General features: G+C 66.2%; 24 protein-coding genes. 11 read left to right on the forward strand and 13 right to left on the reverse strand.

The features are described 5' to 3' along the window. Nucleotides 1-7 precede the first annotated feature (7 nt). The 6 genes from HDIA_RS01165 to HDIA_RS01190 all read right to left on the reverse strand — a co-directional run bounded on the left by HDIA_RS01165 (nucleotide 8) and on the right by HDIA_RS01190 (nucleotide 6343). Entirely contained in the window at nucleotides 8-556 is a 549-nt protein-coding gene (locus HDIA_RS01165; RefSeq protein WP_099553612.1) for a flavin reductase family protein, read from the reverse strand. Next, nucleotides 553-1854 (reverse strand): amidase, encoded by a 1302-nt coding sequence (locus HDIA_RS01170; protein ID WP_197708078.1) that lies wholly within the window; start codon nucleotides 1852-1854, stop codon nucleotides 553-555. Before HDIA_RS01170 ends, HDIA_RS01165 begins: the two co-directional genes overlap by 4 nt. After that, the gene (locus HDIA_RS01175; protein ID WP_245884098.1) at nucleotides 1851-3326 is read right to left on the reverse strand and encodes an amidase; all 1476 of its coding nucleotides are present in this window, start codon (nucleotides 3324-3326) and stop codon (nucleotides 1851-1853) included. Before HDIA_RS01175 ends, HDIA_RS01170 begins: the two co-directional genes overlap by 4 nt. Continuing rightward, on the reverse strand, nucleotides 3323-3739 hold the full coding sequence (locus HDIA_RS01180; protein ID WP_099553614.1) for an ester cyclase: 417 nt from the start codon (nucleotides 3737-3739) through the stop codon (nucleotides 3323-3325). The genes HDIA_RS01175 and HDIA_RS01180 overlap by 4 nt, the downstream gene beginning before the upstream one ends. 100 nt (nucleotides 3740-3839) lie before the next feature. Further along, the gene (locus HDIA_RS01185) at nucleotides 3840-5327 is read right to left on the reverse strand and encodes a 4-hydroxyphenylacetate 3-hydroxylase N-terminal domain-containing protein (protein WP_099553616.1); all 1488 of its coding nucleotides are present in this window, start codon (nucleotides 5325-5327) and stop codon (nucleotides 3840-3842) included. Nucleotides 5328-5890: 563 nt separating this feature from the next. Then, nucleotides 5891-6343 (reverse strand): hypothetical protein, encoded by a 453-nt coding sequence (locus tag HDIA_RS01190; protein WP_099553618.1) that lies wholly within the window; start codon nucleotides 6341-6343, stop codon nucleotides 5891-5893. A 102-nt stretch (nucleotides 6344-6445) separates the two neighbouring features. Here HDIA_RS01190 and HDIA_RS01195 point away from each other — a divergent pair, with 102 nt between their 5' ends. From HDIA_RS01195 to HDIA_RS01210, 4 genes are all read left to right on the forward strand, one after another. Next, nucleotides 6446-7477 (forward strand): putative B6 ABC transporter substrate-binding protein, encoded by a 1032-nt coding sequence (locus HDIA_RS01195; protein WP_099553620.1) that lies wholly within the window; start codon nucleotides 6446-6448, stop codon nucleotides 7475-7477. Nucleotides 7478-7617: 140 nt separating this feature from the next. Next, nucleotides 7618-9195, forward strand: a complete 1578-nt coding sequence (locus tag HDIA_RS01200; protein WP_099558634.1) for a putative B6 ABC transporter ATP-binding protein — start codon at nucleotides 7618-7620, stop codon at nucleotides 9193-9195. After that, the gene (locus tag HDIA_RS01205; protein WP_245884100.1) at nucleotides 9192-10274 is read left to right on the forward strand and encodes a putative B6 ABC transporter permease subunit 2; all 1083 of its coding nucleotides are present in this window, start codon (nucleotides 9192-9194) and stop codon (nucleotides 10272-10274) included. Before HDIA_RS01200 ends, HDIA_RS01205 begins: the two co-directional genes overlap by 4 nt. Nucleotides 10275-10278: 4 nt before the next feature. Beyond that, on the forward strand, nucleotides 10279-11214 hold the full coding sequence (locus HDIA_RS01210) for a putative B6 ABC transporter permease subunit 1 (RefSeq protein WP_099553623.1): 936 nt from the start codon (nucleotides 10279-10281) through the stop codon (nucleotides 11212-11214). A 23-nt stretch (nucleotides 11215-11237) separates the two neighbouring features. On the opposite strand, the gene ppaT is transcribed toward HDIA_RS01210, so the two are convergent. Beyond that, nucleotides 11238-12413, reverse strand: a complete 1176-nt coding sequence (ppaT, locus tag HDIA_RS01215; protein WP_099558635.1) for a pyridoxamine--pyruvate transaminase — start codon at nucleotides 12411-12413, stop codon at nucleotides 11238-11240. A 347-nt stretch (nucleotides 12414-12760) separates the two neighbouring features. On the opposite strand from ppaT, the gene HDIA_RS01220 reads away from it, so the two are divergent. Both HDIA_RS01220 and HDIA_RS01225 read left to right on the forward strand, forming a co-directional pair. Continuing rightward, a complete protein-coding gene (locus tag HDIA_RS01220; protein WP_245884102.1) occupies nucleotides 12761-13474 on the forward strand; it encodes a FadR/GntR family transcriptional regulator in 714 nt (237 codons plus the stop codon). Nucleotides 13475-13593: 119 nt separating this feature from the next. After that, nucleotides 13594-15156: a GMC family oxidoreductase gene (locus HDIA_RS01225; protein ID WP_099553625.1), complete on the forward strand. Its 1563-nt coding sequence runs from the start codon at nucleotides 13594-13596 to the stop codon at nucleotides 15154-15156. A gap of 16 nt (nucleotides 15157-15172) precedes the next feature. Here the strand turns inward: HDIA_RS01225 and HDIA_RS01230 are convergent, their stop codons facing one another. Then, on the reverse strand, nucleotides 15173-16909 hold the full coding sequence (locus HDIA_RS01230; RefSeq protein ID WP_099553627.1) for an ABC transporter ATP-binding protein: 1737 nt from the start codon (nucleotides 16907-16909) through the stop codon (nucleotides 15173-15175). A 797-nt stretch (nucleotides 16910-17706) separates the two neighbouring features. On the opposite strand from HDIA_RS01230, the gene iolD reads away from it, so the two are divergent. The 3 genes from iolD to lysM all read left to right on the forward strand — a co-directional run bounded on the left by iolD (nucleotide 17707) and on the right by lysM (nucleotide 21069). Then, nucleotides 17707-19560: a 3D-(3,5/4)-trihydroxycyclohexane-1,2-dione acylhydrolase (decyclizing) gene (gene iolD / locus HDIA_RS01235; RefSeq protein WP_099553629.1), complete on the forward strand. Its 1854-nt coding sequence runs from the start codon at nucleotides 17707-17709 to the stop codon at nucleotides 19558-19560. Between the two features lie 44 nt (nucleotides 19561-19604). Continuing rightward, nucleotides 19605-20405 (forward strand): 5-deoxy-glucuronate isomerase, encoded by an 801-nt coding sequence (gene iolB, locus HDIA_RS01240; RefSeq protein ID WP_099553631.1) that lies wholly within the window; start codon nucleotides 19605-19607, stop codon nucleotides 20403-20405. A gap of 211 nt (nucleotides 20406-20616) precedes the next feature. Then, a complete protein-coding gene (gene lysM / locus HDIA_RS01245) occupies nucleotides 20617-21069 on the forward strand; it encodes a peptidoglycan-binding protein LysM (RefSeq protein ID WP_099553633.1) in 453 nt (150 codons plus the stop codon). Nucleotides 21070-21209: 140 nt separating this feature from the next. Here lysM and HDIA_RS01250 read toward each other — a convergent pair whose 3' ends face one another. The 5 genes from HDIA_RS01250 to HDIA_RS01270 all read right to left on the reverse strand — a co-directional run bounded on the left by HDIA_RS01250 (nucleotide 21210) and on the right by HDIA_RS01270 (nucleotide 25005). Further along, nucleotides 21210-22154 carry a TonB family protein gene (locus HDIA_RS01250; protein ID WP_157775133.1) on the reverse strand — a complete coding sequence of 315 codons (945 nt, stop codon included), beginning with the start codon at nucleotides 22152-22154 and terminating at the stop codon, nucleotides 21210-21212. 35 nt (nucleotides 22155-22189) lie between these two features. Continuing rightward, entirely contained in the window at nucleotides 22190-22633 is a 444-nt protein-coding gene (gene exbD, locus HDIA_RS01255; protein ID WP_099553637.1) for a TonB system transport protein ExbD, read from the reverse strand. Beyond that, on the reverse strand, nucleotides 22633-23574 hold the full coding sequence (gene exbB, locus HDIA_RS01260; protein WP_173796168.1) for a tonB-system energizer ExbB: 942 nt from the start codon (nucleotides 23572-23574) through the stop codon (nucleotides 22633-22635). Before exbB ends, exbD begins: the two co-directional genes overlap by 1 nt. Nucleotides 23575-23587: 13 nt before the next feature. After that, a complete protein-coding gene (locus HDIA_RS01265) occupies nucleotides 23588-24001 on the reverse strand; it encodes a Tat pathway signal protein (RefSeq protein ID WP_197708079.1) in 414 nt (137 codons plus the stop codon). Nucleotides 24002-24180: 179 nt separating this feature from the next. Beyond that, the gene (locus HDIA_RS01270) at nucleotides 24181-25005 is read right to left on the reverse strand and encodes a LysR family transcriptional regulator (RefSeq protein ID WP_099553639.1); all 825 of its coding nucleotides are present in this window, start codon (nucleotides 25003-25005) and stop codon (nucleotides 24181-24183) included. Between the two features lie 95 nt (nucleotides 25006-25100). Here HDIA_RS01270 and HDIA_RS01275 point away from each other — a divergent pair, with 95 nt between their 5' ends. Both HDIA_RS01275 and HDIA_RS01280 read left to right on the forward strand, forming a co-directional pair. Next, a complete protein-coding gene (locus HDIA_RS01275; protein WP_099558639.1) occupies nucleotides 25101-26069 on the forward strand; it encodes a quinone oxidoreductase family protein in 969 nt (322 codons plus the stop codon). Between the two features lie 29 nt (nucleotides 26070-26098). Further along, nucleotides 26099-26689 carry a cysteine hydrolase family protein gene (locus HDIA_RS01280; protein WP_099553641.1) on the forward strand — a complete coding sequence of 197 codons (591 nt, stop codon included), beginning with the start codon at nucleotides 26099-26101 and terminating at the stop codon, nucleotides 26687-26689. Nucleotides 26690-26713 lie beyond the last annotated feature (24 nt).

The raw sequence follows: 26713 nt of genomic DNA on the forward strand, positions 1-26713 counted from the left end.
CTGCCCGTCAGGCGATGGAACGATAGGCGCGGTCGAAATGGACGAGCGGTGGGCGGGTCTCGCCGAGACGGACGTCGAGGACCGTGCCGAAGAAGACGGTGTGGGTGAAGGCCTCGACCATCTCGGCGACCTTGCAGTCGATGTTGACGAGCGCGTCCTCGAGCGCCGGCGAGCCGCTGGCAAGGCTGATCCAGCGCGCGCCGGAGAATTTCTCCGCACCCGCCAGCCCCTCGCGGCCGGCGAAACGGTCGGCGACGGGTCGGTCGGCCTCGCTCAGGATGTTGACGCAGAAATGGCCGCTCCCGGCGATCGCGTCGTGCGCCTCGCCAAACTTGTTGACGCAGATGAGCAGCGTCGGCGGCGCGATCGAGACGGAGCAGACGGCCGTTGCCGTCAGCCCGCGCGCGGCGCCGTTGTGACCGGCCGTGATGACGGTGACGGCGCCGGCCATCAGGCCCATGGCACGCTTGAAGGCTTCGACGTGAGCGGCATCCGGCTCGGTACCGGCCGGACAGGCAAGCCGGGCAAGGGGCAGGGTGACGTCCTGGTTCATCATGCGATCTCGCTTTCGGCCGCAAGGGCCGCTTCGACGAAAGAGGCAAGGCCGAGCAGGGCGGCGTCCTCGCCGAGCCGGCCGATCAGTTGCACGCCGACGGGAAGACCGTTCGGGCCGCTGCCGGCCGGCACGGTCACGCAGGGCCCGTGCAGCAGGGTCCAGACCTTGTTGAAGACGGGATCGCCGGTCATGCCGAGCCCATGCGGCGCTTCGCCGGGGGCGGCCGGGGTCAGCAGGCCGTCGCAGGAGCCGATCAGGCGGTCGAGAAGGGCGGCCCGGTCCTTGAGGGCGCCAAGCGCGGCCTCGTAATCCGCGCGTGTTGTCCGCGCCAGCGTGTCGAGGAAGGTGCGCGTAATCGGCGAAATCACGTCGGCGCGCTGATTGCGCTCGAAGGCGAGGCAGCGCGGCGTCTCCCATCCCATCACCGCATCATGCATGGCGTAGAAGGCTTCGAAATCCTCCGGCACGTCGATGGCGACGACCGTGGCGCCGGCGGCCCTCGCGGCCTCGGCGGCGTTGTCGAGGGCCTCGCGCGTCGCCGCCTCCGCCTGCCCCCAGCGCGAGGTGCGAAAGAGGCCGAGGCGCGGCGCGCGCGGAAAGTCGAGCCCGGCGAGCGCGGGATTTTCCGAGAGCGCGGCTGTTGCCAGCGCCGCATCCTGGACCGTCGGTGTGATCACCCCGATCGTGTCGAGGCTGTCGGAGAGCGCCTTCACGGCAGTGCGGTTCAGCGTGCCGAAGCTCGGCTTGTAGCCGACGACGCCGCAATAGGACGCCGGACGGATGATCGAGCCGGAAGTCTGCGTGCCGAAGGCGACCTTGACCATGCCGGCCGCGACCGCCGCGCAGGAGCCGCTCGACGAGCCGCCCGGCGTATGCGCCGTGTTGTGCGGATTGCGCGTCTTGTTGGGGCTCGCCATTGCAAACTCGGTCGAAACGGTCTTGCCCATGACGATGCCGCCGAGGCGGCGCGCGATGGCAACGATCGGCGCGTCCCAGGCCGGCTGATAGCCCTCATAGGCGGCCGAGCCGTAGCCGGTCGGCATGTCGGCGGTGTCGATGACGTCCTTGACGCCGAGGGTGACGCCGGCCAGCGGACCGTTGCGGTCGATTCCGGCAGCCTCGGCTCTGGCGCGGTCCGCGTCGAAATGGGCGAAGGCCTGCACCTCCGGCTCCTTTGCCGCGATCGTCCCGGCGAAGGCGTCGGCGATGGCGGTGGGGTCAAGATCGCCGCTCTGGACGAGATGCACCGTCTCGGCAAGCGTCATGGCCGTGATGGCTTCGGCGGAAAAGTCGGTCAAGACAGAGCTCCATGGGAGACGAGCGGCGGGCGCCTGGCGAACCAGGGCCGCGCCCGTTCGATCTGGCCGGCAAGCGAGAAGAGCAGGGCGTCCTTGCCGAGGCCGGCGCCGAAATGCGCCCCGATGGGAAGCCCGCTCTCGCTCTGGCCGAGCGGGACGCTCATCGCCGGGCAGCCGGAGGCGTTGAAGGCACAGGTGAAGGGCGCGTGGGTCCAGAAGGCGTCATAGAAGGTGTCGAGTGACTTGCCCTTGCCGGCAAGCTGGCCGAGCAGCGGCGCGGGCTCCGCCGTCGTTGGCGACAGCAGGATGTCGTAGCGCTGGAAGAAGCGGCCAAGCGCCCGGGCGGTCTGGTGCAGCGTGTTGATGGCCTTCAGGTAGTCCGTCGCTGGAAGCCGGCCGGCTTCCACGATCCATTCAAGGTTCACCGGCTCGATCCAGCCGGCAAGATTGGAAATCCCGAGGGCGGCGGCCCGGCCAAGCGCGCCGGCGCGGACATTGGTGCCCGCAATCACCCGCCAGGCCGCCTTCAGGGCCTCCGCGTCGTATCCGGCGTCGCAGACCTCGACGGTGTGTCCAAGCTCCTCGCAAAGGTGCGCCGCTTCCATCGCCACCCGAGTGCAGTCGGCATCGACAAGCGTTCCGACCGGCGAAACCGGCGTGAAGCCGATCTTCAGGGGGCCAGGGTCTCGCGCGGACGCTGCCAGAAAGCCGCCACTGGGCGCCGGGCAGGCATAGGGGTCGCCGATGTCGGGTCCGCCGCTGACGTCCAGCAGCGCGGCGTTGTCGCGCACGCTGCGGCTTGCCGCATGCGGCGTCGACATGCCGGCGATGCCTTCCACGGCGACAGGGCCGAGCGGGTTCATCATCCGGCTCGGCTTGAAGCCGAAGAGCCCGCAATGGGCGGCCGGAACGCGCGTCGAGCCCGCTCCGTCGGACGTATTGGCCATCGGCAGGTAGCCGGCGGCAACCGCCGCGCAGGAGCCGCCCGACGAGCCGCCGGGGCTGCGCGCGGTGTCCCACGGATTGCGGCTCGGGCCGAAGGCCTCCGGCTCGGTGGTGAAGGACAGCGCGAATTCCGGCGTGTTGGATTTCGCAAAGAGAACGAGGCCCGCCGCCCGGTAGCGCGCGACCAGAGTGGTGTCGGCTGGTGAAACCACATCCGCGAAAAGCTTCGAACCGGTGGAAAGGATCGTGTCCTTGGCCTCGAAGCCGGTGTTCTTCAGGATGAAGGGAACGCCCTTGAACGGGCCGTCGGGAAGACCGGCGGCGATGTCCTTGCGCGCCAGATCCTCGAAGCGATGGACAAGGGTATGCAGCGCCGGCTCGAAGGCTTCGGCGCGGGCAAGCGCCGCGTCCAGCAACTCGTCCGGCGTGACCTCGCCGTCCTTTACGAGCGCGGCAAGGCCAAGTGCGTCATAGGACTCGTATTCGGGAAAGACGGTCATGGGAGAGGGGATATCCGCATGCGTCATGCATTCTCTCCCTTGATCTGGCGCTGGAACTCCCGGATGTCCCAATAGTCCCGCGTGCCGGCAATGGAATTCTCGCCGAGCTGGAACATGTGGATGCCGGCGAGTTCGATCGGCTTGCCCCGCGTCGGGGAACCGCCGATGTCGATCCCGAGCCGTCCGGTGAGCGTATAGACCACGGCGACGGTCCCCCCGCAGGTGACCGTCTCGCGCACCAGCCAGTGCGCATCGGGCAGCATGACGAAGAAGCGCTCCAGCCCTTGCTGGAGTGCGGCCTGACCGTCCCGGCGCGGGCCGCTGTCGCCTTCCTGGTGCCATCCGTCCTGCGCGTAGAGCGCCGTGGCCGCGGCTGCATCCTGCGCATTGTAGGCGCGATAGAAGGCATCCACGAGGTCGGTGGGTGACCCCTCGGTCATGGCGGGCACTCCGCTGCGATGGAAAAGGACTGTTGGACGCGGCTGGCGCCCGGCAACCGCCCCGCTAAGGGGCGATTGCCTTGTCGTATTGGCCGCCGGCTTACGGCATGCCCGCGAGGGTCTTCACCTGTGCGATGAACTCGTCGCGCTTGACCTCGTTGAAGAGACGCTCGCGCAGGCGCGGCGCGGGGCTGGCGTTGACGTTCTCGAAGAGGGCCACGCGGCCGGCGAGCGAGGACGAGGTCATGTCCCAGACGAAATTCATCAGGAGCTCCTTGACCTCGGCGCTGACCCCCTTGCCCGGCAGGAGATCCTGCAGGTAGTGGCCGATCTCCGGGTTCTCGAAGGCCTTCTTGCCGAAGCGCATCACGAGACCCTGGCCGCAGAGCTCCTGCAGCGTGTGGATGATGCGCGGGTAATGCTGGATCGAGTGCAGGCGGCCGGCCGTCAGCATGCCGACGTCGGGCGCCATCACGCCGCCCTCGGTGGGCTTGGCCAGCGTCTCGGCGGCGATGATGAAGGCGCGCAGCGTCTGGGCGTATTCGATGATCTCTCCGAGCATGCCCTGCACGGCCGGGATATGACCGGTGCCGAGCACATCCAGCACCAGCTGGCCGGCGCCGACGAAAAGCTCGGCCTTCACCGCAAGGCGCGTCAGAACGTGCCAGTGGGCGAAGACGCAGACAGGTCCGTAATAGGACATTGCCGTCGGGTCGCCGAGATTGAAGATGCGGTCCTTCGGCACGAAGACATTGTCGAAGATGATGAGCTGGTCGGCTTCCTCGCCAAGGCTCGCCACAGGATGGTCGAAGGGATCGGCGCCGGGATGGCTGACCATCTCGCGCGAGATCAGGCGGATGCCCTCAGAGGCGATCGGCACGGACGCCCAGATGCAGGCCTCGGCCGGTGTCTCGCGAATACCGCCGAGATTGGTGAAGAAGATCTCATTGGCCTGCGCCGAGATCGAACCGACCGTCTTGGCGCCCGAAACGCGGATACCGCCGCTCTCGACGCTCTTGACCTTCAGCAGCGAGGCTTCGGCGCCCTTCGGCGACGAGCGGTCGTTCTGCGGTCCGGTGAGGCTCTCAGAGGCCGTGAGATTGTTCTCGCGGCCATACTGGACATAGGCCTCGATGTTCTCGGCGAAGTCCGGCGAGCAGCCGTCGATCAGCGACTTCTTTTCCTTGAAGGTCGGCAGGTAGGCGAGCAGGCCGACGGCGATCGCCGGGGCGAGATCCGGCGGACGGCCGAAGGTGCCGGCCGTCTTGAGGCTCGTGTACTCGATCATCTTGCGCCGGTCTTTCAGGTCCTCCACCGTGCGGGGCACCTGCCAGGAGCGGCTGTAGACGGTCCCGGTCGCGGGATCCTTGTAGGTCGTGGCGTCGGCGAACTCGGGCTTGAACTGGTCGTCGAACATGCTCGCGATGAGGTCGACGCCGGCCGAAAGCGCCGGATCGTCGAAAACTTTCGCGATGCGCTCGCCGCCGACCCAGAGCGCGCGGCCGTCATCGAGCGACGCCTTGAACTCGGCGCCTGTTTTCAGGCGGTGGCTTGCCGGCGTGTCCTTCGCCTGTGGCTGGGCATTCATCTACGCTCTCCTGCTTGGGGCGTCCGCGCCTGGAAACTTGACGGTTTCGATCCATGCCGGGAAGGCACTGGAAGGACACGGCGCGGCGACGGGCCGATCGGTGTCGTCGCGTTGCTGCAAAGGCCGAATGCGATCCAACCATTATTCGTTGAAAATGGTCAAGTCCTCTTTTTTGGTTGGGGTGCGGAATTCGCTGCGCAAAATTTGGTCGCCTGGTTCCGAATGCGCACATGCGAGCGCCAAAACGCGAGAGGTTATTCAAATTTATCAGGAATTTGCGTCGTTAAGCGCGCGCAAAAAATCAGCATTCGTGTTGCGTTGCAAAAATTGCACGAGTGCGTCGCCAACCAAAACGGCCTGTTTGTGGTTGACCAAAGTCGTTGGTTCTGATTTTTTGGTTGGGAGCTGCGGTGGCCCGCCAAGGGTCTGCCGCCAGTCGCAACGGGCTCTAAATCCACTGCAGGAGCAAGGTCGGCATGGCAGGCGCCAGATGTCAGACGCGGCAGGAGGAAGGAACGGTTCCGGCCATGGCCGGAACCGGGCGATCGGGCGCTTGTCGCGGATCAGGACGCATCCTGCCGCTGGCACCGAAGGGTCTCGCCGGCCTCGGGCAGACGGCAGTCCAGCCTGATCGGCGGTTCGGAGCGTCCCGCCTGCCGCTCCAGGCGCACATCGCTGCCCGACGTGACATCCTGACCTTGAAGTCCGCACCACAGGCGTTGGATCGGCATGTTGTCCTCATGCTCGTTGAGGACGAAAATCTCTCCGGTTTTCGGATTCGACCAAAGCGTCGCCGTAATGGTTGCACCGGGAGCGGCCGCGCCGATGCTGGCGGAATACCAGTGCGCGAGCGCCGCGCCGCAGGCGATCGGCTGGTCGGCCTCGTTGGTGACATGGAAGGGAACCGCGACAAGATTTTCCGTTCCGCGATGGATGATCGGAGCCTCTTCCGCATGCGACGCCGCTATTGCGAACGACAAAAAGGCTGCGGCGGTCATCATGATTTTGGATTTCATGCCTTCTCCGATGGTTGGAGACTTCGAAGTTCGAAGATTGATCGGCGGATGAATTGAAAAATAGAAGTCTATAATGTCGAAAAGCAAGTGGGGAACTGTAACATGAGAAAGATTCTTCTTGGAGGTGTTGCTCTTGCGTTGATGGCGGCGACGTCATTGGCGGGCGCGGCGGAACTGAAGTCCATCGCCATCCTGACGCCCGAGGCGGGCACGGACTACGGCTGGAACCAGCAGGGCATCGATGCGGCCAAGGCGGCGGCAAAGGCCGCCGGCATCGAAGCCATGGTGGCCGATAATCTCGGTTACGGCGATGTCCGCCCGACCCTGCGTGAACTCGCCGAGGACGGCGCCGGCCTGCTGATCGCCCATGCCAGCGGCTACAACACGGCGGCGCCCGAGATCGGTGCGGAAATGAGCGTGCCGGTGGCCATCGTCGACCGTCCGGACGCCCTGAAGGCCGGCGCGGTTGCCGACTACACTTGCTCCGGCCATGAGGGCTCCTATCTCGCCGGCCGGCTTGCCGCCAAGATGTCGCGCACGGGAACGGTCGGCATCGTCGTTTCCGGCGAGCCTCCGTCATGGAACTCCCAGTCGGCCGCCTTCGCCGAAGGAGCCAAGGCTGAGAAGTCGGACATCACCGTGCGTTACGCCGTGATCGGCCCGGCCGCCTATTCGGACGCCGCCGGCGGCAAGCGCGTCACCGAGGCGCTGATCGCGGCCGGTGCCGACATCATCTTCGGCCAGGGCAACGGCTCCAGCTTCGGCATGCTGCAGGCGGTCGAGACCACCAAGGCGACGGACGGCGGCAAGGTCTATTTCATTGACGTCATCGGCGACAAGACGCCGATCGACAAGGGCTACCTGCTGAGTTCGGTCGTCTGGAACCTTGAGCCGGTCTATGCCGGCATGATCGAGGACATCAAGGCCGACAAGTTCGGCAGCCGCAACTACGGCATCGAGCTCAAGGACGATTCGGTGAGCCTCCTGAAGACCAAGCAGATCCCGGACGATGTCTGGGGCGAGGTCATGGCGCTGCGCCAGGACATCATCGACGGCAAGATCAAGGTCGAGCCGCATTTCGACGCCGACAGCGTGCATGCGCTGGTGACCGAGATGGCGGTTGCCGCACAGTAAGCCGTGACGTGGGGCGGCCGCGGCGCTTTCCGGCGCGGCCGCCCCCGTTGGCCCCGCAGACATTTGCCGGCATGCGCCGGCAAAACGCGGATGACCGGACGGGCCGGGGGCAGCGGTCCGCCCAGATGAACGAAGGTCTCATGTCCCTTACCCACCCAACCGTCTCGCAAGAATCTCCCCAGAAGGCAGAGCCGCTGATCCGCCTCGACCGGATCTCGAAGCGCTTTCCCGGGGTCGTCGCCAACGACGAGGTCTCGGTCGATATCTGGCCGGGCGAGGTTCATGTGCTTCTGGGCGAAAACGGCGCCGGCAAGTCGACGCTGGTCGGCATTCTGTCCGGCATTCAGCGCCCGGACGACGGCAATATCCTGATCGACGGCAAGGAGGCCGACATTCCGACGCCGGCGGCGGCGCTATCGCTCGGCATCGGCACGGTCTTCCAGCACGCAATGCTCGTGCCGACCCTGACCGTGGCCGAGAATATCGCGCTCGGCGGCGCGCCGCTCGGCCGTCCGGACCGGACGGGGATTGCCGGTGACATGGCGCGGGTCTGTGCCGATCTTGGCATCTCTGTCGACCCCAATGCCAAGGTCGGGCAACTGTCCCTTGGCGAACAGCAGCAGGTCGAGATCGTCCGGGCCGTGATGCGCCAGAGCCGCGTCCTCATCCTCGATGAAGCGACCGCCATGCTGACGCCGAAGGGCGCTGAAGAGTTGGGCGCCCTGATGGGCCGCCTCGTCGCGCGCGGCTTCGCGGTCATCTTCATCACCCACAAGCTCAACGAGGCGCTGGCCTATGGCCACCGCATCACCGTCCTCAGGCTCGGCCGCAAGGTCGGCGAACTGGGGCCGGACGACCTGGAACGCCTCGGTCCGAAGGATGCGACCGACGAAGTGATCCGGCTGATGTTCGGAGAGCGCACGGCTGCCGGACCAGGCGAGGAGGCGCATGTGCGCCGGACGCCCCTGACCCCGGTGCCGGTCTTCGAGATTCGCGACCTCTCCGTCAGCGATCCGCTGGTGCCCGTCGAGGACGTCAGCTTCGGCATCCGGGCCGGCGAGATTTTCGGCCTCGCCGGCATCGACGGCAACGGCCAGAAGCAGTTTGCCGAGGCGCTGGCCGGCCAGAGGCCGATCGCCTCCGGCGAAGTCATTCTCAGCGGCGCCGAGATCGGGCATCTTTCGCCCGGCAACCGCCGCAGGATCGGCCTGCGCTACGTCACCGACGACCGGCTCGGCGAGGGGACCGTCGGCGCCTTCCCGATTTCGCTCAACCTGCTCTTGAAGCAGGTCGGCGAGCAGCCCTTCTGGAACCGTGGATTCGAGCAGTCATCCGCGATCGCGGACCATGCCCGTCAGCTCGTCTCCGATTTCGATGTGCGCACGCCGGGGATCGAGACGCCGATCGGCAAGCTCTCCGGTGGCAACATCCAGAAGGCGCTTCTGGCGCGCGAACTCACCGGCGATGCGCGGGTGGTGATCTTCGCCAAACCCACCTATGGCCTCGACGTCCAGAACATCCGCGCCACCCGCGACCGCATCCGCGCGGCGGCGGACCGGGGGCTGGCGGTGCTGCTGATCTCGACGGATCTGGAGGAGGTTCTGGAACTGTCGGACCGGATCGCGGTGATGTCCCAGGGCCGGATTGTCGGAACAACGGAAAACGACACGGGCGCACGCACGCGCGTCGGTGCGATGATGAGCGGAGTTGCGGCGTGACGGCGGAAACGAGCGGCATGAACATGGGCCTTGCCGGCCAGCCGGCGGCGTGGCGTTCGCTGGTGCGGATCCTTCTCCTCACCGTGGGGCCGGTCCTCGTGGCGCTGGCGATCGGCGGCCTGATCCTCATGGTCCTCGGCGTCGACCCGCTGGCCTACTACGCCTATGTGGTCAAGCGCGGCCTCATGTCCTCGATCGGCTTCCAGGCGACGCTGACACGCATGGCGCCGCTGCTGCTGCTGGCGGCAAGCCTGATCGTCGCCTTTCGCGCCGGCATCTGGAATCTCGGCGGCGACGGCCAGTTCCTGCTGGGCGCGGTCGTCGTCGCGGCGACCGGTCCTCTGCTGGTCGGTCATCTGCCCTACTGGGGCGTGCTCATCGTCTGCATGGTCGTCGGCATGGCCGTCGGCGCGCTCTGGTCGATCCTGCCGGCCCTGCTCAAGGCGTTTCAGGGCGTCAACGAGATCATCACAAGCCTGATGATGACCTTCCTCGGCATTTCCCTCGCCAATGTTCTCGTCAAGCTTCTCTTCTGGGACCCCGGCACCACGGTGCCCCAGACCCGCACCCTGGAGGTCGTCGATCGCCTGCCGCGCCTATTCGGCACGACCGTTTCCAGCGGCTTCTTCATCGGCCTCGTCGCGGTGCTGCTCGTCCATGTGATGATGACGCGCACGGCCTTCGGCCTGAAGCTCAGGATCGTCGGCGCCAATCCGCGCGCAGCGGTCCATGCCGGTCTCTCGGTGCCGATGCTCACCGTGGCGGTGTTTGCGATCTCTGCCGCCCTTGCCGGCCTTGCCGGCGCGGTCGAGATCCTCGGCGTGCAGGGCAACGTGCGCGCCGACTGGAACCCGGCCTACAGCCTCACTGTCGTGCCGCTGGTCTTCCTGGCCCGCTTCAACGGCTTTGCCACCATCGCCTTCGTCTTCCTCTTCTCGGTCCTCTCCATCGGCGGCGAGAGCGCGGCGCGGCGCATGGGCGTGCCGAATTTCTTCACGCTGGTCATCGTGGCGCTGCTGCTCATCGTGCTCGGCCTTGCCGAATATCTCGACCAGCGCCGACGCGCGGGAGGCAACTGATCTCATGAACGCGCTCTTCACCGAAGCCTTCCTGACCGCGCTGCTGCTTGGGGCCGTCACCGCGGGGATTCCGCTGATGCTCGCAGGGCTTGGCGAGCAGATCTCCGAGAAGGCCGGCGTCCTCAACATCGGCATCGAGGGCATGATGCTCTTCGGCGCCTATTGCGGATTTCTGGCCGCCTACGGCACCGGCTCGATCTGGCTCGGCTTCCTCGCGGGCGCCGCCGGCGGCATGGCCGTGGCAAGCCTGATGGCGCTCTTCTGCGTGCGGCTCGGCCTCAGCCAGATCGTCATCGGCATCGCGCTGACGCTCGGCGCCGAGGGGCTGACGGCGCTGCTGCATCATTTCCAGTTCTCGCAGAGCTATCCCCGTCTGCCGGCGGTCGAGACCTTGCCGATCCCGGGCCTTGCGTCGCTGCCCGTGGTCGGACCGGCGCTGTTCGATCGCCCGCCGATCATCTATCTCGCCGTCGCGGCCATCGTGCTCACGGGCTTCGTCTTCCGCTCCACCCATTTGGGGCTGGCGCTTCAGGCGGCCGGCGACAAGCCCGCAGCCCTTGATGCGGCGGGCGTGAATGTCACCGCCATTCGCAGCGGCGCGGTGCTGACGACGGGCGTGCTGGCGGGCCTCGGCGGCGCGTTCATGGCCGAGGTGGGGGCGGGCATCTTCGTGCCCTTCATGACCAACGGTAACGGCTTCATCGGCATCGTCCTGGCGATGCTAGCGCGCGGTCGTCCGAGCCTCGTCCTCGTCGGGGCGCTCGTTTTCGGAGCCTGCCTGTCGGCGACGACCGCGCTGCAGGTGGCCGGCGTCGATATCCCGACCGACGTCATCCAGATGCTGCCCTTCGCGGTCGTGCTGCTAATTCTCGTGCTCTTCGGCCGGCAGGCGAGCCTGCCGGCGGCGCTTGGCATCCATTATCAGCGAGGCGCGCGATGATCGAACCGCGCGCCCTTCCAGCCTCAGCTGGCGTCGATCGCCGCGAGCACGGCCGCGGTTCCGGTGCCGATATCGACGCTGTGGCCGAGCGCGGTGAGCGCGCCGCCATAGGCCGCGACCGCCACCAGCGCATAGAGCGGCTGCGCCGTCGGGCCCATGTGGCCAATGCGGGTCAGGCGACCGAGTGTCTCGCCCCGGCCGGACGAAAGGACGACACCGTAGCGGGCGCGGACCTCGGCCCGCAGTGCCGCCTCGTCGATACCGTCAGGCGTGCGCACGGCGGTGGCCGTCGGCGAGGCGAAGCCTTCGGACTTCGGCCAGAGCGCAAGGCCCATCGCCTGCATGCCGGCGCGGCAGGCCTTCGCCGTCAGCGCGTGGCGGGCCCAGACGTTTTCCGGTCCTTCGCTTACATAGAGGTCGATCGCCGCCTCGAGGCCGTTGATCTCGGCCACCGACGGCGTGAAGGGGAAGGGCTCGCTGCTCTTCCAGGCATCTTCCCAGTCGAGGATCGACAGGATCGAGGCGCGCGGCGCTTCCGCCGTCGCCTTCATCTTGGCCCAGGCCTTCCTGGACAAGCCGAGGATCGAGAGCGCCGGCGGGCAGCCGAGGCACTTGTTCGGTCCCGTGATGAAGAAGTCGGCGTTGGCGCTCGCAGCGTCGATCGCCATGCCGCCGAAGGAGGAAACGGCGTCGACGAGGAACAGCGCACCATGCGCCTGGACGATCGCGCCGATCTCGCCGACCGGGTTGATGGTGCCCGACGGCGTGTCGTGATGGCAGGCTGCGACGACGGTGACCTCGGGGTGCTGCTTCAGCATTGCGGCGACATCGGCCGGGTCGATGACCTCATCATAGGGAACCGCGAGCTCGAGCACCTTCGCGCCGTTGCGTGCGGCCCAGCCCTCGAAGCCCTTGGCGTAGACACCCGAGACGAGGTTGAGGACGACGTCGTCCTTGCCGATGGCCGAGGCCGCCGCCGCCTCGAGCCCGAGGATCGGTTCGCCCTGGAGCAGCAGCGGCACCGTCTCGGATTTCACGATCGGCTGGAGCTTCTCGCACACCCGCTGGTAGGTCGCCTGGAAGGCCGGGTCGTAGTCGTAGAGGACGGGCGCGGCGAGGCCCCGAAGGACGGCTGGGTAGGCGTCGACGGGACCGGTGGTCAGCGTGAAGACCGGGCTGTCGGTCGGGGCGTAGCGCATGGACATCCTCATGTTTGTCGGTGGACGGGAAGAGACTTTCGGCGCTGGTTGCGACCAATTTCAACCGAAAAACCGATTTTGGTTGGAGATTGGCATCAATGAAAGGTCGAGGCAACCGAAAACCGGTCTCGATGAGAAGTAGAGTTTTATCAAGTTCGTACGTTGGTTGAGGCGGTTGAAGCCTTCGTTTCCTTGGTTCGTGCAACAGGTGGCTTCGGTGGAAAATTGTCGCTCAGGCGCAAAAATACTCGACCATATGACAACCAATGTTGTAACCAGCGGCCCGAAGGCCTACAATTTTGGGCGACAGGATCGTGGATAGCGAAAATTCAGGGCGGAGAAACGGTGTGAGCTCGATCGGAACGGCAGCGGACAAGAGTACGCGAAAGGAGCGCAGGGCCTCCGGGGCGGACGATGCTGCCTTCGAGGAACTCATGGAGTCGCTGCGCAACATTATCGCTCAGACCGGCGGCCTGCCGCCCGAGCGGACGGTGGCCGAGGAACTGAGTGTCAAGCGGCACACCTTGCGGCGGGCCTTGGGGCTCTTGCGCGAGAACGGCGAATTGGAGCCGGCCCGCGCGGGCCGCCGGGCGAACACGCGCGAGCCGCAGGGCAACAACCTCATCAACTCCACCAATCCGCTGGAGGTGATGGAGTTGCGCCTGATGCTGGAGCCCGCGTTGGCGAGGCTTGCCGCCCTGCGCGCCTCGCCGGCCGAGATAGAGCGCATCCGGCGCGCGGCGACGACCGCGCCCGGTGCCGATCCCAACGGCGCCGACATGACCTTCCACAAGGCGATCGCCGCCGGCTCGCGCAATTCGCTTGCGTCCGAGCTCTATGTGATCCTGCACCGGGTCGCCAACGACGGCCGGCTGCGCTTTACCGACAGCGACGCCAACCTGGTTCCCGAGCGCGTTCGCATGCGCGATGCCGAGCACCTCCAGATCGCCGAGGCCATCGCCTCCCGCGATCCGGAAGCGGCCGAGCGCGCCATGTGGCAGCATCTTCTCGCGATCCAGCAGAAGATTACCGGACGGCTTGCCCCGGGCGGCTCGCTCTAGGGCGCAAGGTCGCGCCGGGGCCGTGTGCTGTCCCGGCACAGTCTGAAAATCCTTTGATTGCCGGTGCCGTGGCGATGCGATTGCCGCGAACGGACGCCCCTTGTCTCGCGGAGGCTTTGATGCAGCAGATCGACATCCTCGTCATAGGCGCCGGTTCTGCCGGCTCGGTTCTCGCGGCGCGTCTTTCCGAAAACCCCGACGTCTCGGTGGTCGTCCTCGAAGCCGGTGACTTTCCCCGCGATCCCGACATTGCGATCCCGCAGATGTGGCCGATGCTGCAGGGCCGGGACTACGACTGGGCCTACGAGACCGTGCCGCAGCCCGGCACCGCGGGCCGGGTTCATCCCTGGCCGCGCGGGCGCATCGTCGGCGGATCGAGCTGCCTTCATGCCATGGGGCATTTTCGCGGCCATGCCGACGATTTCGCGCCTTGGGCCGAGGCGACCGGATCGCGGAAATGGTCCTACGAGGGACTGCTCCCCTGGTTCAAGGCGACGGAGAGCTTTTCCGGCGGCGCGGGTCCCATGCACGGCGCCGACGGTCCCATGCCGGTGCGGCTGCCGGACGACGAGGTGAGCCCGGTCGTGCGCGCCTATATGGCGGCGGGCGCCGAAATGGGCGTGCCAGTGATCGGCGACCACAATACCGGGCCGATGAAGGGCGTTGCCCCGAACTCGCTGATGATCCGGGACGGCAAGCGGGTCAGCGCCGCCGATGCCTTCCTGCTTCCGGCGTTGTCGCGACCCAATCTTACATTGATGACCGGCATCAAGGTGCATCGGCTGCTGGTCGAGGGAAATCGGGTCGCCGGCGTTCTCGCCGAAGTCGACGGCGAAAGGCGCGAGATCCGTGCCGGCCGGACGATCCTTGCAGCCGGCGCCATTGCCTCGCCGCTCCTGCTGATGCGCTCGGGCATAGGGCCCGCCGACGATCTGGCGAAGGCCGGCATCGCCTGCCGCCTTGACCGGCCGGAGGTCGGGCGCAACCTGCAGGACCATCTGCTCACCGCCGGCAATGTCTATCGCTCGCGCCGTCCCGTGCCGCCGTCGCGGCTGCAGCACTCCGAATCGATGATGTATCTCGACGATGCCGATCCGACGATTGCCGACGGCGCGCCCTCCGTCGTCATTGGCTGCGTTGCGGCACCCACGGTGTCCGAATGCCTCGCGGCGCCAGACTACGGTAGCGCCTATTCCATCCTCTCCGGCGTGACGCATCCGACCAGCCGCGGCCGACTGACCGTGACCGGGCCGGACCTCGCGGACCCGCCGATGATCGACCCGGCCTATTTCTCGACCGAGAGCGATCGCCGGCTCGCCGTCCGCGCGCTAGAGCTTGCCCGCGAGGTCGGCCATCAGGCCGCGCTCGACGACTGGCGGGCGGAAGAAATCTATCCGGGCCCCGAAGTGCGTGATGCGAAGGGGCTGATGGCCTTCATCGAGAAGGCCGCCATCACCCATCACCATCCGGTCGGCACCTGCCGCATGGGTGCCGACGACGACAGCGTGGTCGACGCGGATCTCAGGCTGCGCGGCTTTGAGGATGCCTATATCGTCGACGCCTCGGTGATGCCGACGCTGACCTCCGGCCCGATCCATGCGGCGATCCTGGCGATGGCGGCCTCCTTCGCCGACGAATTTTCAGCAACTTGGATGTCCGGCAAGGCGCGGGAGCCGGCTTGAAACGCACGCGGTCGTCTCAAGCGCTGCGCGGCTCCGCCATGTCGAGAGCCTGCGCTTCGACCAGCCGGCGATAGGTGCCGCCTGCCGCCATGAGGGCACCGTGGGCGCCTGTCTCGGCAATGCGTCCGTCCTCGACCACGACGATCCGGTCGGCGTTGCGGATGGTCGCGAGGCGGTGGGCGATGACGAGCGACGTTCGCCCTTCGGCAAGCTCTGCCAACGCCTCCTGGATCGCGCGCTCGGTCTCGGTATCAAGCGCCGAGGTCGCCTCATCGAGGATCAGGATCGGCGGGTTCTTCAGGAAGATGCGCGCGATCGAAACGCGCTGCTTCTGGCCGCCGGAGAGCTGGACGCCGCGCTCGCCGACGACGGCGTCAAGCCCGTCCGGCAGGTTGGCGATCAAACCGTCGAGCCGCGCCCGCCTTGCCGCCTCCATGATCTCGTCTTCACTGGCATCGAGCCGGCCATAAGCGATGTTTTCGCGCAAGGTGCCGGCAAAGAGAAACACGTCCTGCTGCACGATGCCGATCTGGCGTCGTAGCGATGCGAGTGTCAGGTCGCGGATATCGTGACCGTCGATGCGGATCGCGCCACCGTCGACGTCGTAGAAGCGCGGGACGAGCGAGAGAAGCGTTGTTTTGCCTGCGCCGGACGGTCCGACGAAGGCGATGGTTTCGCCGGCCTCGATGTCGAGCGAAAGCCCTTTCAGGACCGGGCGCTCGGGCGTGTAGCCGAAGGTGACGTCGTCGAAGCGGATCGTGCCGACGAGGCGTTCGACGTCATCGGCGCCCGCGCGCTCGATGACGTCCGGCTCGGTTGCCATCAGATCCCGGAACCCCTGGAAGCCCGCAATGCCCTTCGGATAGGTCTCAATCACGGCCGCCATCTTTTCCTGCGGCTGGTAGAAGACGTTGATGAGCAGCAGGAAACCGACGAATCCGCCGATGGAGAGGCTGCCGCGCGACACGAACCAGGCCCCGACAAGCAGCACCAGCACCTGCACGAGTCTGAGTCCCAGGTAGTGGATGGTGATGCTGCCGGCCATCAGACGGTAGGCGGCGAGCTTGGTCGTCATATAGGCGCGGTTGTCCTTGGCAAAAAGCGCCCGCTCGTAGTCCTCGTTGGCGAAGGCGCGCACGACCCGGGCGCCGCCGACATTCTCCTCGATCCGGGCATTGAAGGCGCCGACCCGGCCGAACTGGTCGCGCCAGTTCCGCGTCATCGCCTCGCCGTAGCGCAGCACCATGACGAGCACCAGCGGCACGACCACCAGTGTCACCGTCGCCAGAGGCACATGCACGCGGAACATCAGCATCAGAGCGCCGAGAAAGGTCATGATGGCGATGAAGACGTCCTCGGGGCCGTGGTGGGCGACTTCGCCGATCTCCTCCAGATCCTTGGTCAGGCGGCCGATGAGATGTCCTGTCTTCTGCTTGTCGAAAAAGCGGAAGGAGAGCTTCTGCAGGTGGTCGAAGGCTTGCCGCCGCATCTCCGTCTCGATGCTGATGCCGAGAACGTGGCCCCAATAGGTAACGACAGCCATCAGGCCCGCATTGACGATATAAACGACAATGAGGCCGGCGATGGCCAGCAGGATGAGGCTCCAGTCGCCGCTCGGCAGCAGCTTGTCGACAAAGGCGGCCACGGCCAGTGGAAAGCTGAGGGTCAGCAGACCGGAAAGGACCGCGCAGCCGAAATCGAGAAGGAAGAGGCGCTTGTAGGGCGCATAGTAGGCGAAGAAGTCTTTCAGCACGTCTGTTCGGTCCGTCGATCGGTCTGGTGTCGGAGAGCGTTACCGCCGCCAGGTTGCCGTGCGTATGGGCAGAAGGGGCTGCACGCTGAAGAATTGACGAATGGGCCGAGCTCCGATGCGCCGGCGAACCGTCGTTCGTCCATGGCTGCCTTCGAGAGTGTCTCAGCGAGAGGAGGAAAGTCTTGTGGCAGGCCAAAGCCGAGCCCGCAAGGCAACGTTTTGTGCAATGACGGCGATGTGACTGTTGGCCGGCGCATGGACGTTCCCGGTGAGGGCCGCTTGCCGTGTGGGCGGCCGCGAAAATCACCCCGGAGTCTCTAACTCCTGCGCTCCCGACCGGCAGCAAGATCGGATATTGAGGATTTCAATTATGTAAAAATGGAATTTTTATGTCATTAACGGAGTGGTGTTATGTTGCCCCGCCGGGTCGTGGTTGCATGGCGGGAGGTGACGTGTAAGCGACAGAACTGTCGGCGGAAAGCATAGTCTATAAAGGTCTTCCGGTGGAGCGATGATGTGGGCTCTTGCGGTTCGGGCGTCTGGGGTCTGGTATGGATCGCGTGTTGACGTTTGAACAATTATGGAATAAAAATTCTGAAAAATTCTCGTGACCTTTCTGCCTTCTCCTCTAAAGAGTCGGGCGAGCATGGTTTCCGGCGCAAAACGGGCGGATGGGGGATATGGACCGTTGGAGGTCCGTCGTTCATCCTCGGGGCGCGGCGGCGAACCGGAAAGCGCCGGCAGCGCCCGGACGGCAAGGGCGCGATATCGGGAAAGACGCTGAGGGAAAAGAAGACATGAGCCAGAAGACGGTACGCCTGACGATGGCTCAGGCCATCGTGAAATTCCTCAGCCGCCAAATGACCGAGATCGACGGCCAAAAAGTCCCGATCTTCGGCGGCGTCTTCGCGATCTTCGGCCACGGCAATGTCGCCGGCATCGGCGAGGCGCTCTACGCGGCACGGGGCGAGATCACGACCTACCGCGCCCAGAACGAACAGGGCATGGCCAACGCGGCCACGGCCTTTGCCAAGGCCAATTTCCGCTCGCGCTTCATGGCCTGCACCACCTCCATCGGACCCGGCGCCCTCAACATGGTGACGTCCGCGGCCATGGCGCACGCCAACCGCCTGCCGATCCTTTTCCTGCCCGGCGACGTCTTCGCGGGCCGCCAGCCGGATCCCGTCCTGCAGCAGGTGGAAGACTTTGGCGACGGCACCGTCGGCGCGACCGATTGCTTCCGTCCGGTCTCGCGCTATTTCGACCGCATGACGCGGCCCGAGCAGATCGTTCCGGCCCTGCGCCGAGCCATGCAGGTGCTGACCGACCCGGCCGAATGCGGCCCCGTCACCCTGGCCCTCTGTCAGGACGTCCAGTCCGAGGCTTTCGACTATCCGGAGAGCTTCTTTGCCGAAAAGGTCTGGAAGCCGCGCCGCATCGAGCCGGACGCCGACGAACTTGAAACCGCCATCGACATCATCCGGAAGGCGAAGAAGCCGGTCGTCATTGCCGGCGGCGGCATTCTCTACTCCCGGGCGACCGAGACGCTGAAGGCCTTCGCCGAGGCGCACGACATTCCGGTCTGCGAGACCCATGGCGGCAAGTCCTCGCTGCCGCATGCCCATCCGCTCAACATGGGCGCCGTCGGCGTAACCGGTTCGTCCGCCTCCAACGTGCTGGTGGAAGACTGCGATGTCCTGATCGCCGCCGGCACGCGCCTTGCCGATTTCACCACCGGCTCATGGGCTCTCTTCAAGAATCCGGACCTCAAGATCGTCGGTCTCAACGTCCAGCCCTTCGACGCGCACAAGCACGACGCCTTGCCGCTCGTCTGCGATGCGAAGGTCGGCCTCGAACTGATCTCGAAGGCGCTCGGCTCCCATCGCTTCGATCCCGCCTGGGTGGAGAAGGCGCAATCCGCCAAGGCCGTCTGGATGAAGGCGGCCGACGCTGCGATCGCGCCGACCAACGCCGAGCGCCCATCCGATGCCCAGGTGATCGGCGCGGTCCATCGCGCCCGCAACGGCGAGAACACGCTGCTCGTTTGCGCGGCGGGCGGACTTCCGGGTGAGTTGCACAAGCTCTGGCAGGCGCAAAAGCCCGGCGGCTACCACATGGAATACGGCTTCTCGACCATGGGCTACGAGATCGCCGGCGGTTTCGGCGTCAAGCTGGCCCACCCTGAGGCGGACGTCGTCGTCATGGTCGGCGACGGGTCCTACATGATGCTGAATTCGGAGGTCTATTCCTCCATCATGGCCGGCACCAAGATCACCGTCGTGCTGCTGGACAACGCCGGCTTCGGCTGCATCAACCGCCTGCAGATGGCCTGCGGCGGCGCCAACTTCAACAATCTCCTTGCCGATACCCATCACGTCGAACTGCCCCAGATCGACTTTGCCGCCCATGCTGCCGCGATGGGGGCAAAGGCGCTGAAAGTGAAATCCATCGCGGATCTGGAAGAAGCCCTGAAGGCAACGAAGGACGAACCGCGCACCACGGTCATCGTCATCGACACCGACCCGCTGATCACCACCGAGGCCGGCGGCCATTGGTGGGATGTGGCCGTGCCCGAAGTCTCGGGCCGTGCGGAGGTCAACGAGGCCCGCAAGGGCTACGAGAAGGCGCGCCTTGCTCAGCGTGTCGGCTGATCGCACTGGGTGGTTGGTGCGGGAAAGGCCGGGAAGGATAAGTCATGCCGAATTTGAAGGTGAAGCCGAAGGGCGACCGCGGCCTCGTGCACGAGATCACGCCGGAGAGCGCCGGTTGGGGCTATGTCGGCTTCGCGCTCCACAAGTTGCAGCCCGGAGAGACGGTCGCGGCCGAAACCGGTGACCGCGAGGTCTGCATCGTCTTCGTCAGTGGCAAGGGAAAGGTCTCGGCCGAGGCCAGGGACTTCGGCGAGATCGGCGGACGCATGTCGCCCTTCGAGGGGCCGCCGCATGCGGTCTATGTCCCGATGGGCTCCGGATACTCGGTCACGGCGACGACCGAGGCGGAGGTTGCCATCTGCTCCGCGCCGGGCGGCGGTGCGCATGAGGCGCGCCATATCCCGCCGGGCACCCATCCGCAGATGACGCGCGGCAAGGCCACCAACACGCGCTATGTCACAAACATCATGCCGGAGGACGATGGCGCCGCGCATGCGCTCCTTGTGGTCGAGGTGATTACGCCCGGCGGTCACACCTCGTCTTATCCGCCGCACAAGCACGACGAGGACGACCTGCCGCGCGAAAGCTATCTGGAGGAGACCTACTACCACCGCTTCCACCCGGCCCAGGGCTTCGCCATGCAGCGCGTCTATACGGACGATCGTTCTCTGGACGAGACGATGGCGGTGGAGGATGGCGACGTGGTGATGGTGCCGAAGGGCTACCATCCGGTCGCGGCCATCCACGGCTATGACAGCTATTACCTCAACGTCATGGCCGGCCCGCACCGGGTGTGGAAGTTCCACAACGCACCCGAGCACGCGTGGCTCTTCACGGGTGTCTGACGCCTGGTGATGGTCCGGCAGGGTCTCGCAGCAAGGCCATGTGGCAAAGCAGTCCCTCGGGCAAGAAATTTCGGTTGATCGTCCCAGATGTGGCCTGATGTCATGGAGTTGTGCCCTGATCCGGCGAAGATGTTGTGCACAGAACGCAAGAGCGGTTGCAATTGCCGCGGGAGGGTCGTTCCATGCACATCATTCAGCCAGGGAGATAACAATGGGCCTGTTCAGTTTCATCAAGTCAGCCGGAAAGAAACTCGGTCTTGGAGGCGACGACGAGGCGCCGGATGCCGAGGCCGTCAAGAAGGAACTTGCGTCGCACGATCTCGGAACCGAGGGCGTCGAGGTCGAGGTTGTCGACGACAAGGTCGTGCTGAAGGGCGCCGTCAAGGATCAGTCCGCCTTTGAGAAGGCCATCGTCGCCGTTGGCAACACGCTCGGCATTGCGTCGGTCGAGGCAGCCGAACTGAAGGTCGCCGATGCGCCGGCCGCCGAGCCGGTGTTCTATACGGTCGAAAAGGGCGACACGCTCTGGAAGATCGCCGAGGAACAGTATGGCAAGGGCAAGGGGCCGAAATACGAAGGGATCTTCGAGGCCAACAAGCCGATGCTGACGCACCCGGACAAGATCTACCCGGGTCAGGTCCTGCGAATTCCGCCGCTCGACTGAGCTAGCGGGACGACGATGCCGCCCGAAGCATATCGCTGTCTCGGGCCGCATCCACAAAGGCAAATGCCATGGAGCACGTCGCATGAGTTGCGGCGTGCTTTTTTTTCTTCAGGACGTAGCGGAACGGACAACCGGGCGGATTACCGGTCGAAACGCACCGGCAGCTTGAGCTGAAGGGCATTCTGGCCGAGATCGTCCGGGAAGGCTGGCATCGATCCTGCCCGCCGCACCATCGCGACGGCTGCGGCATCCAGATCCGCATTGCCGGAACTGTGCGAAATCTGGACGGCGGAAAGCTGGCCGGAGGCCGCGACCGTGAAGCTGACGACGGTCGGACGGCTCGTGGCGGCGTCGCGATCCACCGACCGGCGCTGACGCATGATCCGGGCGCGCACCTTGGCGACATAGCTCTTCAGCGCATTGGGATCGGACTGTCCGCTGCCCGACGCCTTGCGCGATTCGATCGCCGCCGGCGACGGGCTCGCCGGCGCTGCCCTCTTCTGCACTTTCGCGGGCTTCGTGCTGGCGGTCTTGGTCCGCTGTTGCGGGGCGGGCGGCTTCGGCCGTGCCGTCGGAAGAGCAGGGGCAAGAGCGACATCGGAAACGACGGCCTCGACCGGATCCACCGGCGTCGCCTCTGCGATGGCCACCTCCTCGACCGGCTGGGCGGTCTCCTCCGGCGGCATGTCGAGCGGCGGCGTATCCTCAAGCGGCGGCATGTCGGGGGCGTCGATGCTTTCCACGGCCGGAGGCGGCTCAAAAGGCGAGTCCGTCACGGCCGCCATGTCGGGTGGGACGTCGCTGGACATCTCTGCCGGCACGTCTTGCGGCCTTTCGGCGGCAACGGCCATGGAAGCGATGCTTTCTACGCTTTCGGCCGGCGGCAGGGCCAGATCCGGAGGCAGGTCGATCATCACCACAGCTTCCGGCGCGGGCGAGGCGTCCTGGGGCGGGGTGCGGTCAAACAGCATCGCGCCAACGCCGGCATGCAGGGCGATGACAGCCATGAACGCCAGTCCCCAGGGCGCACCCTTCTCCTTGCTCTCGCCTTGCTCGACACTGCTGAACGACGGCCATGCAGGCATCGGGGGCATTCGATCCGCCATGCCGTGCGCCATCGTCATGGCAGAAGACCGCCGACGCCTGAGCCGGGCGCCGTTTCGAGGCCGACGAGCGCGATCTTCAGGTAGCCCGCCGCGCGCAGCGCGTTCATGATCGACATCAGGTCGCCATAGGCGACCGCCTTGTCGGCCCTCAGGAACACCCGTTCGTCGTGATTGCCTCCGGTGAAGGCGTCGATCGCGCCGGCAAGCCTGTCGCGCGTCACACTGTCGTTTCCGATCGCCAAGGTCAGGTCTTCCTTCACGGTGAGATAGAGCGGCTTGTCGGGGCGCCTGGCCTCCGGAGCGGAGGAGCCCGGCAGGTCGACGTTGACGTCGACGGTTGCAAGCGGGGCCGCCACCATGAAGATGATCAGCAGCACCAGCATCACGTCGATGAAGGGCGTCACGTTGATCTCGTGCGCCTCGGCCATGTCGTCGCCGTCGTCGAGGGAACCGGCCATCAGCGAGCCTCCGCCGGATGCGGGCGCATCACGCGTCCGCGGTCGGCATCGCGCGAGACCAGCTGCTGGATCTCGGCGGACACGTCGCCGAGTTCCGCCCTATAGGCGGCAATCGCCCGGGCGAACATGTTGTAGATGACGACCGCCGGGATCGCGGCGACGAGCCCGATGGCGGTGGCAAGCAGCGCCTCGGCAATACCCGGCGCCACGACGGCAAGGTTGGTCGTCTGCGCCTTCGAGATGCCGACGAAGGCGTTCATGATGCCCCAGACCGTGCCGAACAGGCCGACGAAGGGCGCCGTCGATCCGATGGTGGCGAGCAGGCCCGTGCCCTTCATCATGCTCCGGCCTGCGCCGATCTGGATGCGGTCGAGCCGTGAGGCGACCCGCTCCTTGAGCCCCGCCGCCGTGGTTCCCTCGGAAAGACGGACCTCGGCGGCGGCCGCGCGCACCATGGCCGACACCGGCCCGCCGCCGAAGCCGGACGAGGCGGCGGCCTCGGCAAGGTTGCCGGCCGCGCCGACCGTTCTTGCCCCCTTGCGCAGGCGTCGCCGCGCGAGCAGGACTTCCAGCCCCTTGGCCAGCAGCACGGTCCAGGTCACGACCGATGCGAGGGCAAGTCCCGCCATGACGCCCTTCACGATGATGTCGGCGGCAAGGAACATGCCCCAGGGCGAAAGATTGTGCGGCAGGGTTGCCGGGGCACCCTCGGCAACGGTCTCGGCAGCCGCATCAGGCGCTTCGGGAGCGGGGGCTTGTGCCTCGTCGGCGTTCCCCTCGACCGGGATGGCCGGCGCGGCGCCAGACTGCGAGGGGTTTGCGGGAACGGGCGACAGGGTCATGCCGCCGTCGGGTGAGGCATCCTGGGCGCGAACCGGCACGGCGGCGAGAAGAGCGGCCGTGACCGCGGCGAGAAGGAGTGAGGAAAGGCGGGGGCGCATCGCGAACAACTCGCTATTTCACAAAGCTGGCGGCGGCGCGCGAATGCAGCGCCAGCCGGTCGAGGCATCCTTTCACGGCGCCATCGGCGGCCTCGCAGGCCAACACGTCGTTGAGCAGCACGCGGTCGATGTCGCCGCAGGCCATCCTGGAAACGGGAAAGATCTTTACCGCTGTTTTTTGCGCAGCAAGAGGTGCGAAATCGGCGGCAAGACGCCGGGCAACAATGCCCTGCCCGTCGAAGACGACAAGGTCGAGCTTGAGCGCCGAAAGCGGCTCGTCGAGGCCGTTCTGGATCACGAAGGTGGCCCGGCAATCATCCCCGGCGGCTTCGAGCTTGTTCATCTCCACCGAGATGCCGGGAACTGGCCCCTTGTCGGCTGGCGCGTCCTCCGCGCTGGCGGACTGGCAGATCGACGCAAATACCATCCCGGCCACTGTCAGTGCCTGTCTCACTCGGTCCTCGCATCATGTGACTTTAATATGAGTTTTATAGTCAGCTTTACGGAGGCCCGCAACGCCTCTCGCGACATCGCGTGCAGTCGGACGAAAGGCAGGAGCCTTTTCTGATGACGAATGGCGGAGGAGAAATTTACCCGCCTGGGAAGTCAGCTCAGGCAGTCGATGACGGCCCGAACGGCAGCGGCCCGGCGCATGTCGGAGTGGACCACCAGCCAGATGTCGCGCGTGACGAGAGGCGTATCCTGCCCGATGCGGACAAGGCCTGCCGTTTCCATGAACTCGGGCAGGATGGCCACGCCTGCACCAGCGATCACAAGCGCGCGCTGAATCTCGGCCTGATCACTCAGGAAGCTGGAGGCACGGCCCGCCGCGATCCGCTCGAGTTCGGCCTGCTGCGGCGAGGTCGCCATGGCGCCGTCCGAGCCGATGAAGCGCCAGTCGGCTTCCGGTGTTTCGGCGACATAGGCCTGGCTGGCATAGAGCCGGAAGGGCATGTCGCCGATCTTCAGGATCGTCAGGTCGCCCCGGTCGGGTCGGCTGAGACGGATGGCGATATCGGCCTCGCGCCGCTCCAGCGATGCCGTCCGGGCTTCCCCGAGGAGGCGGATGCAAAGCGCCGGATGGCGTCGTTGCAGGCCCGCCAGCTTCGGGGCAAGAACAGCGGTCGCATAGGCTGACGGGGCGCTGATCGTGATCGTGCCGGAAAGGTCCGACCGCGCGCCGCCGGCAAGCCGCTCGATCGCTCGCGTTTCCGTCGCCATTCGCTCGGCGATGGCGGCGATGCGTTCTCCCTCGGCGGTCAGCACCAGCCGCCGTCCGCGCCGGTCGATGAGCTTGACGCCGAGCCTGTCCTCCAGCGACGCGATGCGCCGTGCGACGGTGGCGTGTTCGACGCCGAGGTCGCGCGCGGCTGCCGCAAGGCTGCCGCTTCCGGCAAAGGCGGAAAAATGGCGAAGATCGTCCCAGTCCATCTGTGAAATTTCTCACATTGAATGGGAAAGAAAAGGGAATTTTTTATCAGACGCGCTCGACCTATCTCTGCCTTGCAACGAAAGCGAGGAACCCGATGGACAAGGCCATCAGACTAAGCGAACCGGGCGGTGTCGATCGCCTGACACTCATCGACTGGCCGGCGCAGGAGCCCGGCCCCGGCGAGGTCCGGCTTCGGCATGAGGCTGTCGGCGTCAATTTCATCGATGTCTATCATCGCACGGGGCTTTATCCCCTTCCGGAGCCGCGCATTCCCGGCGTTGAGGGTGCGGGGATCATCGAAGCCGTGGGTGAGGGCGTCGAGGGCCTCACCGTCGGCGTTCGCGTCGCCTATGCCGGAGCGCCGGGCGCCTATGCCGCGACGCGCCTGCTGCCGGCCTGGCGAGCGATCCCGCTGACCGAAGGCATCCCGGCACCCGAAGCGGCGGTCTTGCTGCTGCGCGGCCTCACCGTCCACATGCTGCTGACACGCACCTGTCAGGTTCGGGAAGGAACGGCGCTCCTCGTCCTCGCGGCGGCCGGCGGTCTCGGAAGCCTGCTGACGCGGTGGGCGAAACACCTCGGCGCGACCGTCATCGGCACGGTCGGCTCTAAGGAAAAGGCGGAGGTCGCGCGGGCTCATGGCGCCGACCACGTGATCGTCGGCCGCGATGCCGATATCGCCGCTGAGGTCATGCGCCTGACGGATGGCGTCGGCGTCGACTTTGCCGTCGACGGGATCGGCGGCGACCAACTCCTGAAGACCTTTGCCTGCGTGCGGCGCTTCGGCACCGTTGCAAGCATCGGCCAGACGGCGGGGCCGATCCCGCCCGTGCCCGTCGAGGCGATCGGCCCGCTGCGCTCGCTCGTCTTCGCGCGCCCTAGCGTCATGGCCTATTCCACCGAGCGCGACGTCTATCCCGGCGCGGCCCGGGAGGTGATCGAGATGGCGCGGCGGGGCATCGGCCCTGCCGTCGGACAAAGCTATCCGCTTGAGGATGCCGGCAAGGCCCAGGCCGATCTTGAAGCCGGCCGCACCGTCGGCAGCCCCATCCTCATTCCCTGAGCCAATCTTCGCGAATTAGGAGGATCGCCATGACCCCGCAGACGCTGTTCCAGTTGACGGGCCGGGCGCCCGAACCGCCGCGCCTTGCCGATGCGACGCTCGTGCTCATCGACTACCAGAACGAATACCTCGAAGGACCACTGAGGCTCCATGGCGTGGAGGCGGCGGTCGAGAAGGCGGCGCGGCTGCTCGATGCCGCGCGCAAGGCGGGGACGCGGATCGTTCATGTCGCCCATCGCGGATCGCCCGGCGGCCTCTTCGATCGGACGGCCGGGCGCGGCGCGATCGTCGACCGTCTGGCGCCCTTGGCAACGGAACCGGTCGTTGAAAAGGTGAGGCCCAACAGCTTCTCGGGCACCGACCTTTCCGAGCGGATTGTCGAGGGCTCTCCGCTCATTATTGCCGGCCTGATGACGCATCATTGCGTCTCGTCGACCGTCCGTGCCGCGCTCGATCTCGGCTACGGGATCACCGTTGCAGGCGATGCCTGCGCGACGCGCAACCTGCCGCTGGAGGGGAGCATCGTCCCGGCCGAAACGCTGCATCGGGCGGAACTGGCGGCGCTTGCCGACCGCCATGCGCTGGTGACGGATGTCGAAACGCTGACCGGCGGGGCATAACCCCGCCGGAATGGTCGATCGTGC

It is taken from the genome of Hartmannibacter diazotrophicus (assembly GCF_900231165.1).
GTDB lineage: Bacteria > Pseudomonadota > Alphaproteobacteria > Rhizobiales > Pleomorphomonadaceae > Hartmannibacter > Hartmannibacter diazotrophicus.

Bases quoted from the DNA above. Each gene is read 5' to 3' on its own strand.
- HDIA_RS01165 (WP_099553612.1), bottom strand. From the start codon at position 556: ATGATGAACCAGGACGTCACCCTGCCCCTTGCCCGGCTTGCCTGTCCG.
- HDIA_RS01175 (WP_245884098.1), bottom strand. From the start codon at position 3,326: ATGACGCATGCGGATATCCCCTCTCCCATGACCGTCTTTCCCGAATAC.
- HDIA_RS01180 (WP_099553614.1), bottom strand. From the start codon at position 3,739: ATGACCGAGGGGTCACCCACCGACCTCGTGGATGCCTTCTATCGCGCC.
- HDIA_RS01185 (WP_099553616.1), bottom strand. From the start codon at position 5,327: ATGAATGCCCAGCCACAGGCGAAGGACACGCCGGCAAGCCACCGCCTG.
- HDIA_RS01190 (WP_099553618.1), bottom strand. From the start codon at position 6,343: ATGAAATCCAAAATCATGATGACCGCCGCAGCCTTTTTGTCGTTCGCA.
- HDIA_RS01195 (WP_099553620.1), top strand. From the start codon at position 6,446: ATGAGAAAGATTCTTCTTGGAGGTGTTGCTCTTGCGTTGATGGCGGCG.
- HDIA_RS01200 (WP_099558634.1), top strand. From the start codon at position 7,618: ATGTCCCTTACCCACCCAACCGTCTCGCAAGAATCTCCCCAGAAGGCA.
- HDIA_RS01210 (WP_099553623.1), top strand. From the start codon at position 10,279: ATGAACGCGCTCTTCACCGAAGCCTTCCTGACCGCGCTGCTGCTTGGG.
- ppaT (WP_099558635.1), bottom strand. From the start codon at position 12,413: ATGCGCTACGCCCCGACCGACAGCCCGGTCTTCACGCTGACCACCGGT.
- HDIA_RS01225 (WP_099553625.1), top strand. From the start codon at position 13,594: ATGCAGCAGATCGACATCCTCGTCATAGGCGCCGGTTCTGCCGGCTCG.
- iolD (WP_099553629.1), top strand. From the start codon at position 17,707: ATGAGCCAGAAGACGGTACGCCTGACGATGGCTCAGGCCATCGTGAAA.
- iolB (WP_099553631.1), top strand. From the start codon at position 19,605: ATGCCGAATTTGAAGGTGAAGCCGAAGGGCGACCGCGGCCTCGTGCAC.
- lysM (WP_099553633.1), top strand. From the start codon at position 20,617: ATGGGCCTGTTCAGTTTCATCAAGTCAGCCGGAAAGAAACTCGGTCTT.
- HDIA_RS01250 (WP_157775133.1), bottom strand. From the start codon at position 22,154: ATGCCTGCATGGCCGTCGTTCAGCAGTGTCGAGCAAGGCGAGAGCAAG.
- exbD (WP_099553637.1), bottom strand. From the start codon at position 22,633: ATGGCCGGTTCCCTCGACGACGGCGACGACATGGCCGAGGCGCACGAG.
- exbB (WP_173796168.1), bottom strand. From the start codon at position 23,574: ATGCGCCCCCGCCTTTCCTCACTCCTTCTCGCCGCGGTCACGGCCGCT.
- HDIA_RS01265 (WP_197708079.1), bottom strand. From the start codon at position 24,001: ATGGTATTTGCGTCGATCTGCCAGTCCGCCAGCGCGGAGGACGCGCCA.
- HDIA_RS01270 (WP_099553639.1), bottom strand. From the start codon at position 25,005: ATGGACTGGGACGATCTTCGCCATTTTTCCGCCTTTGCCGGAAGCGGC.
- HDIA_RS01275 (WP_099558639.1), top strand. From the start codon at position 25,101: ATGGACAAGGCCATCAGACTAAGCGAACCGGGCGGTGTCGATCGCCTG.
- HDIA_RS01280 (WP_099553641.1), top strand. From the start codon at position 26,099: ATGACCCCGCAGACGCTGTTCCAGTTGACGGGCCGGGCGCCCGAACCG.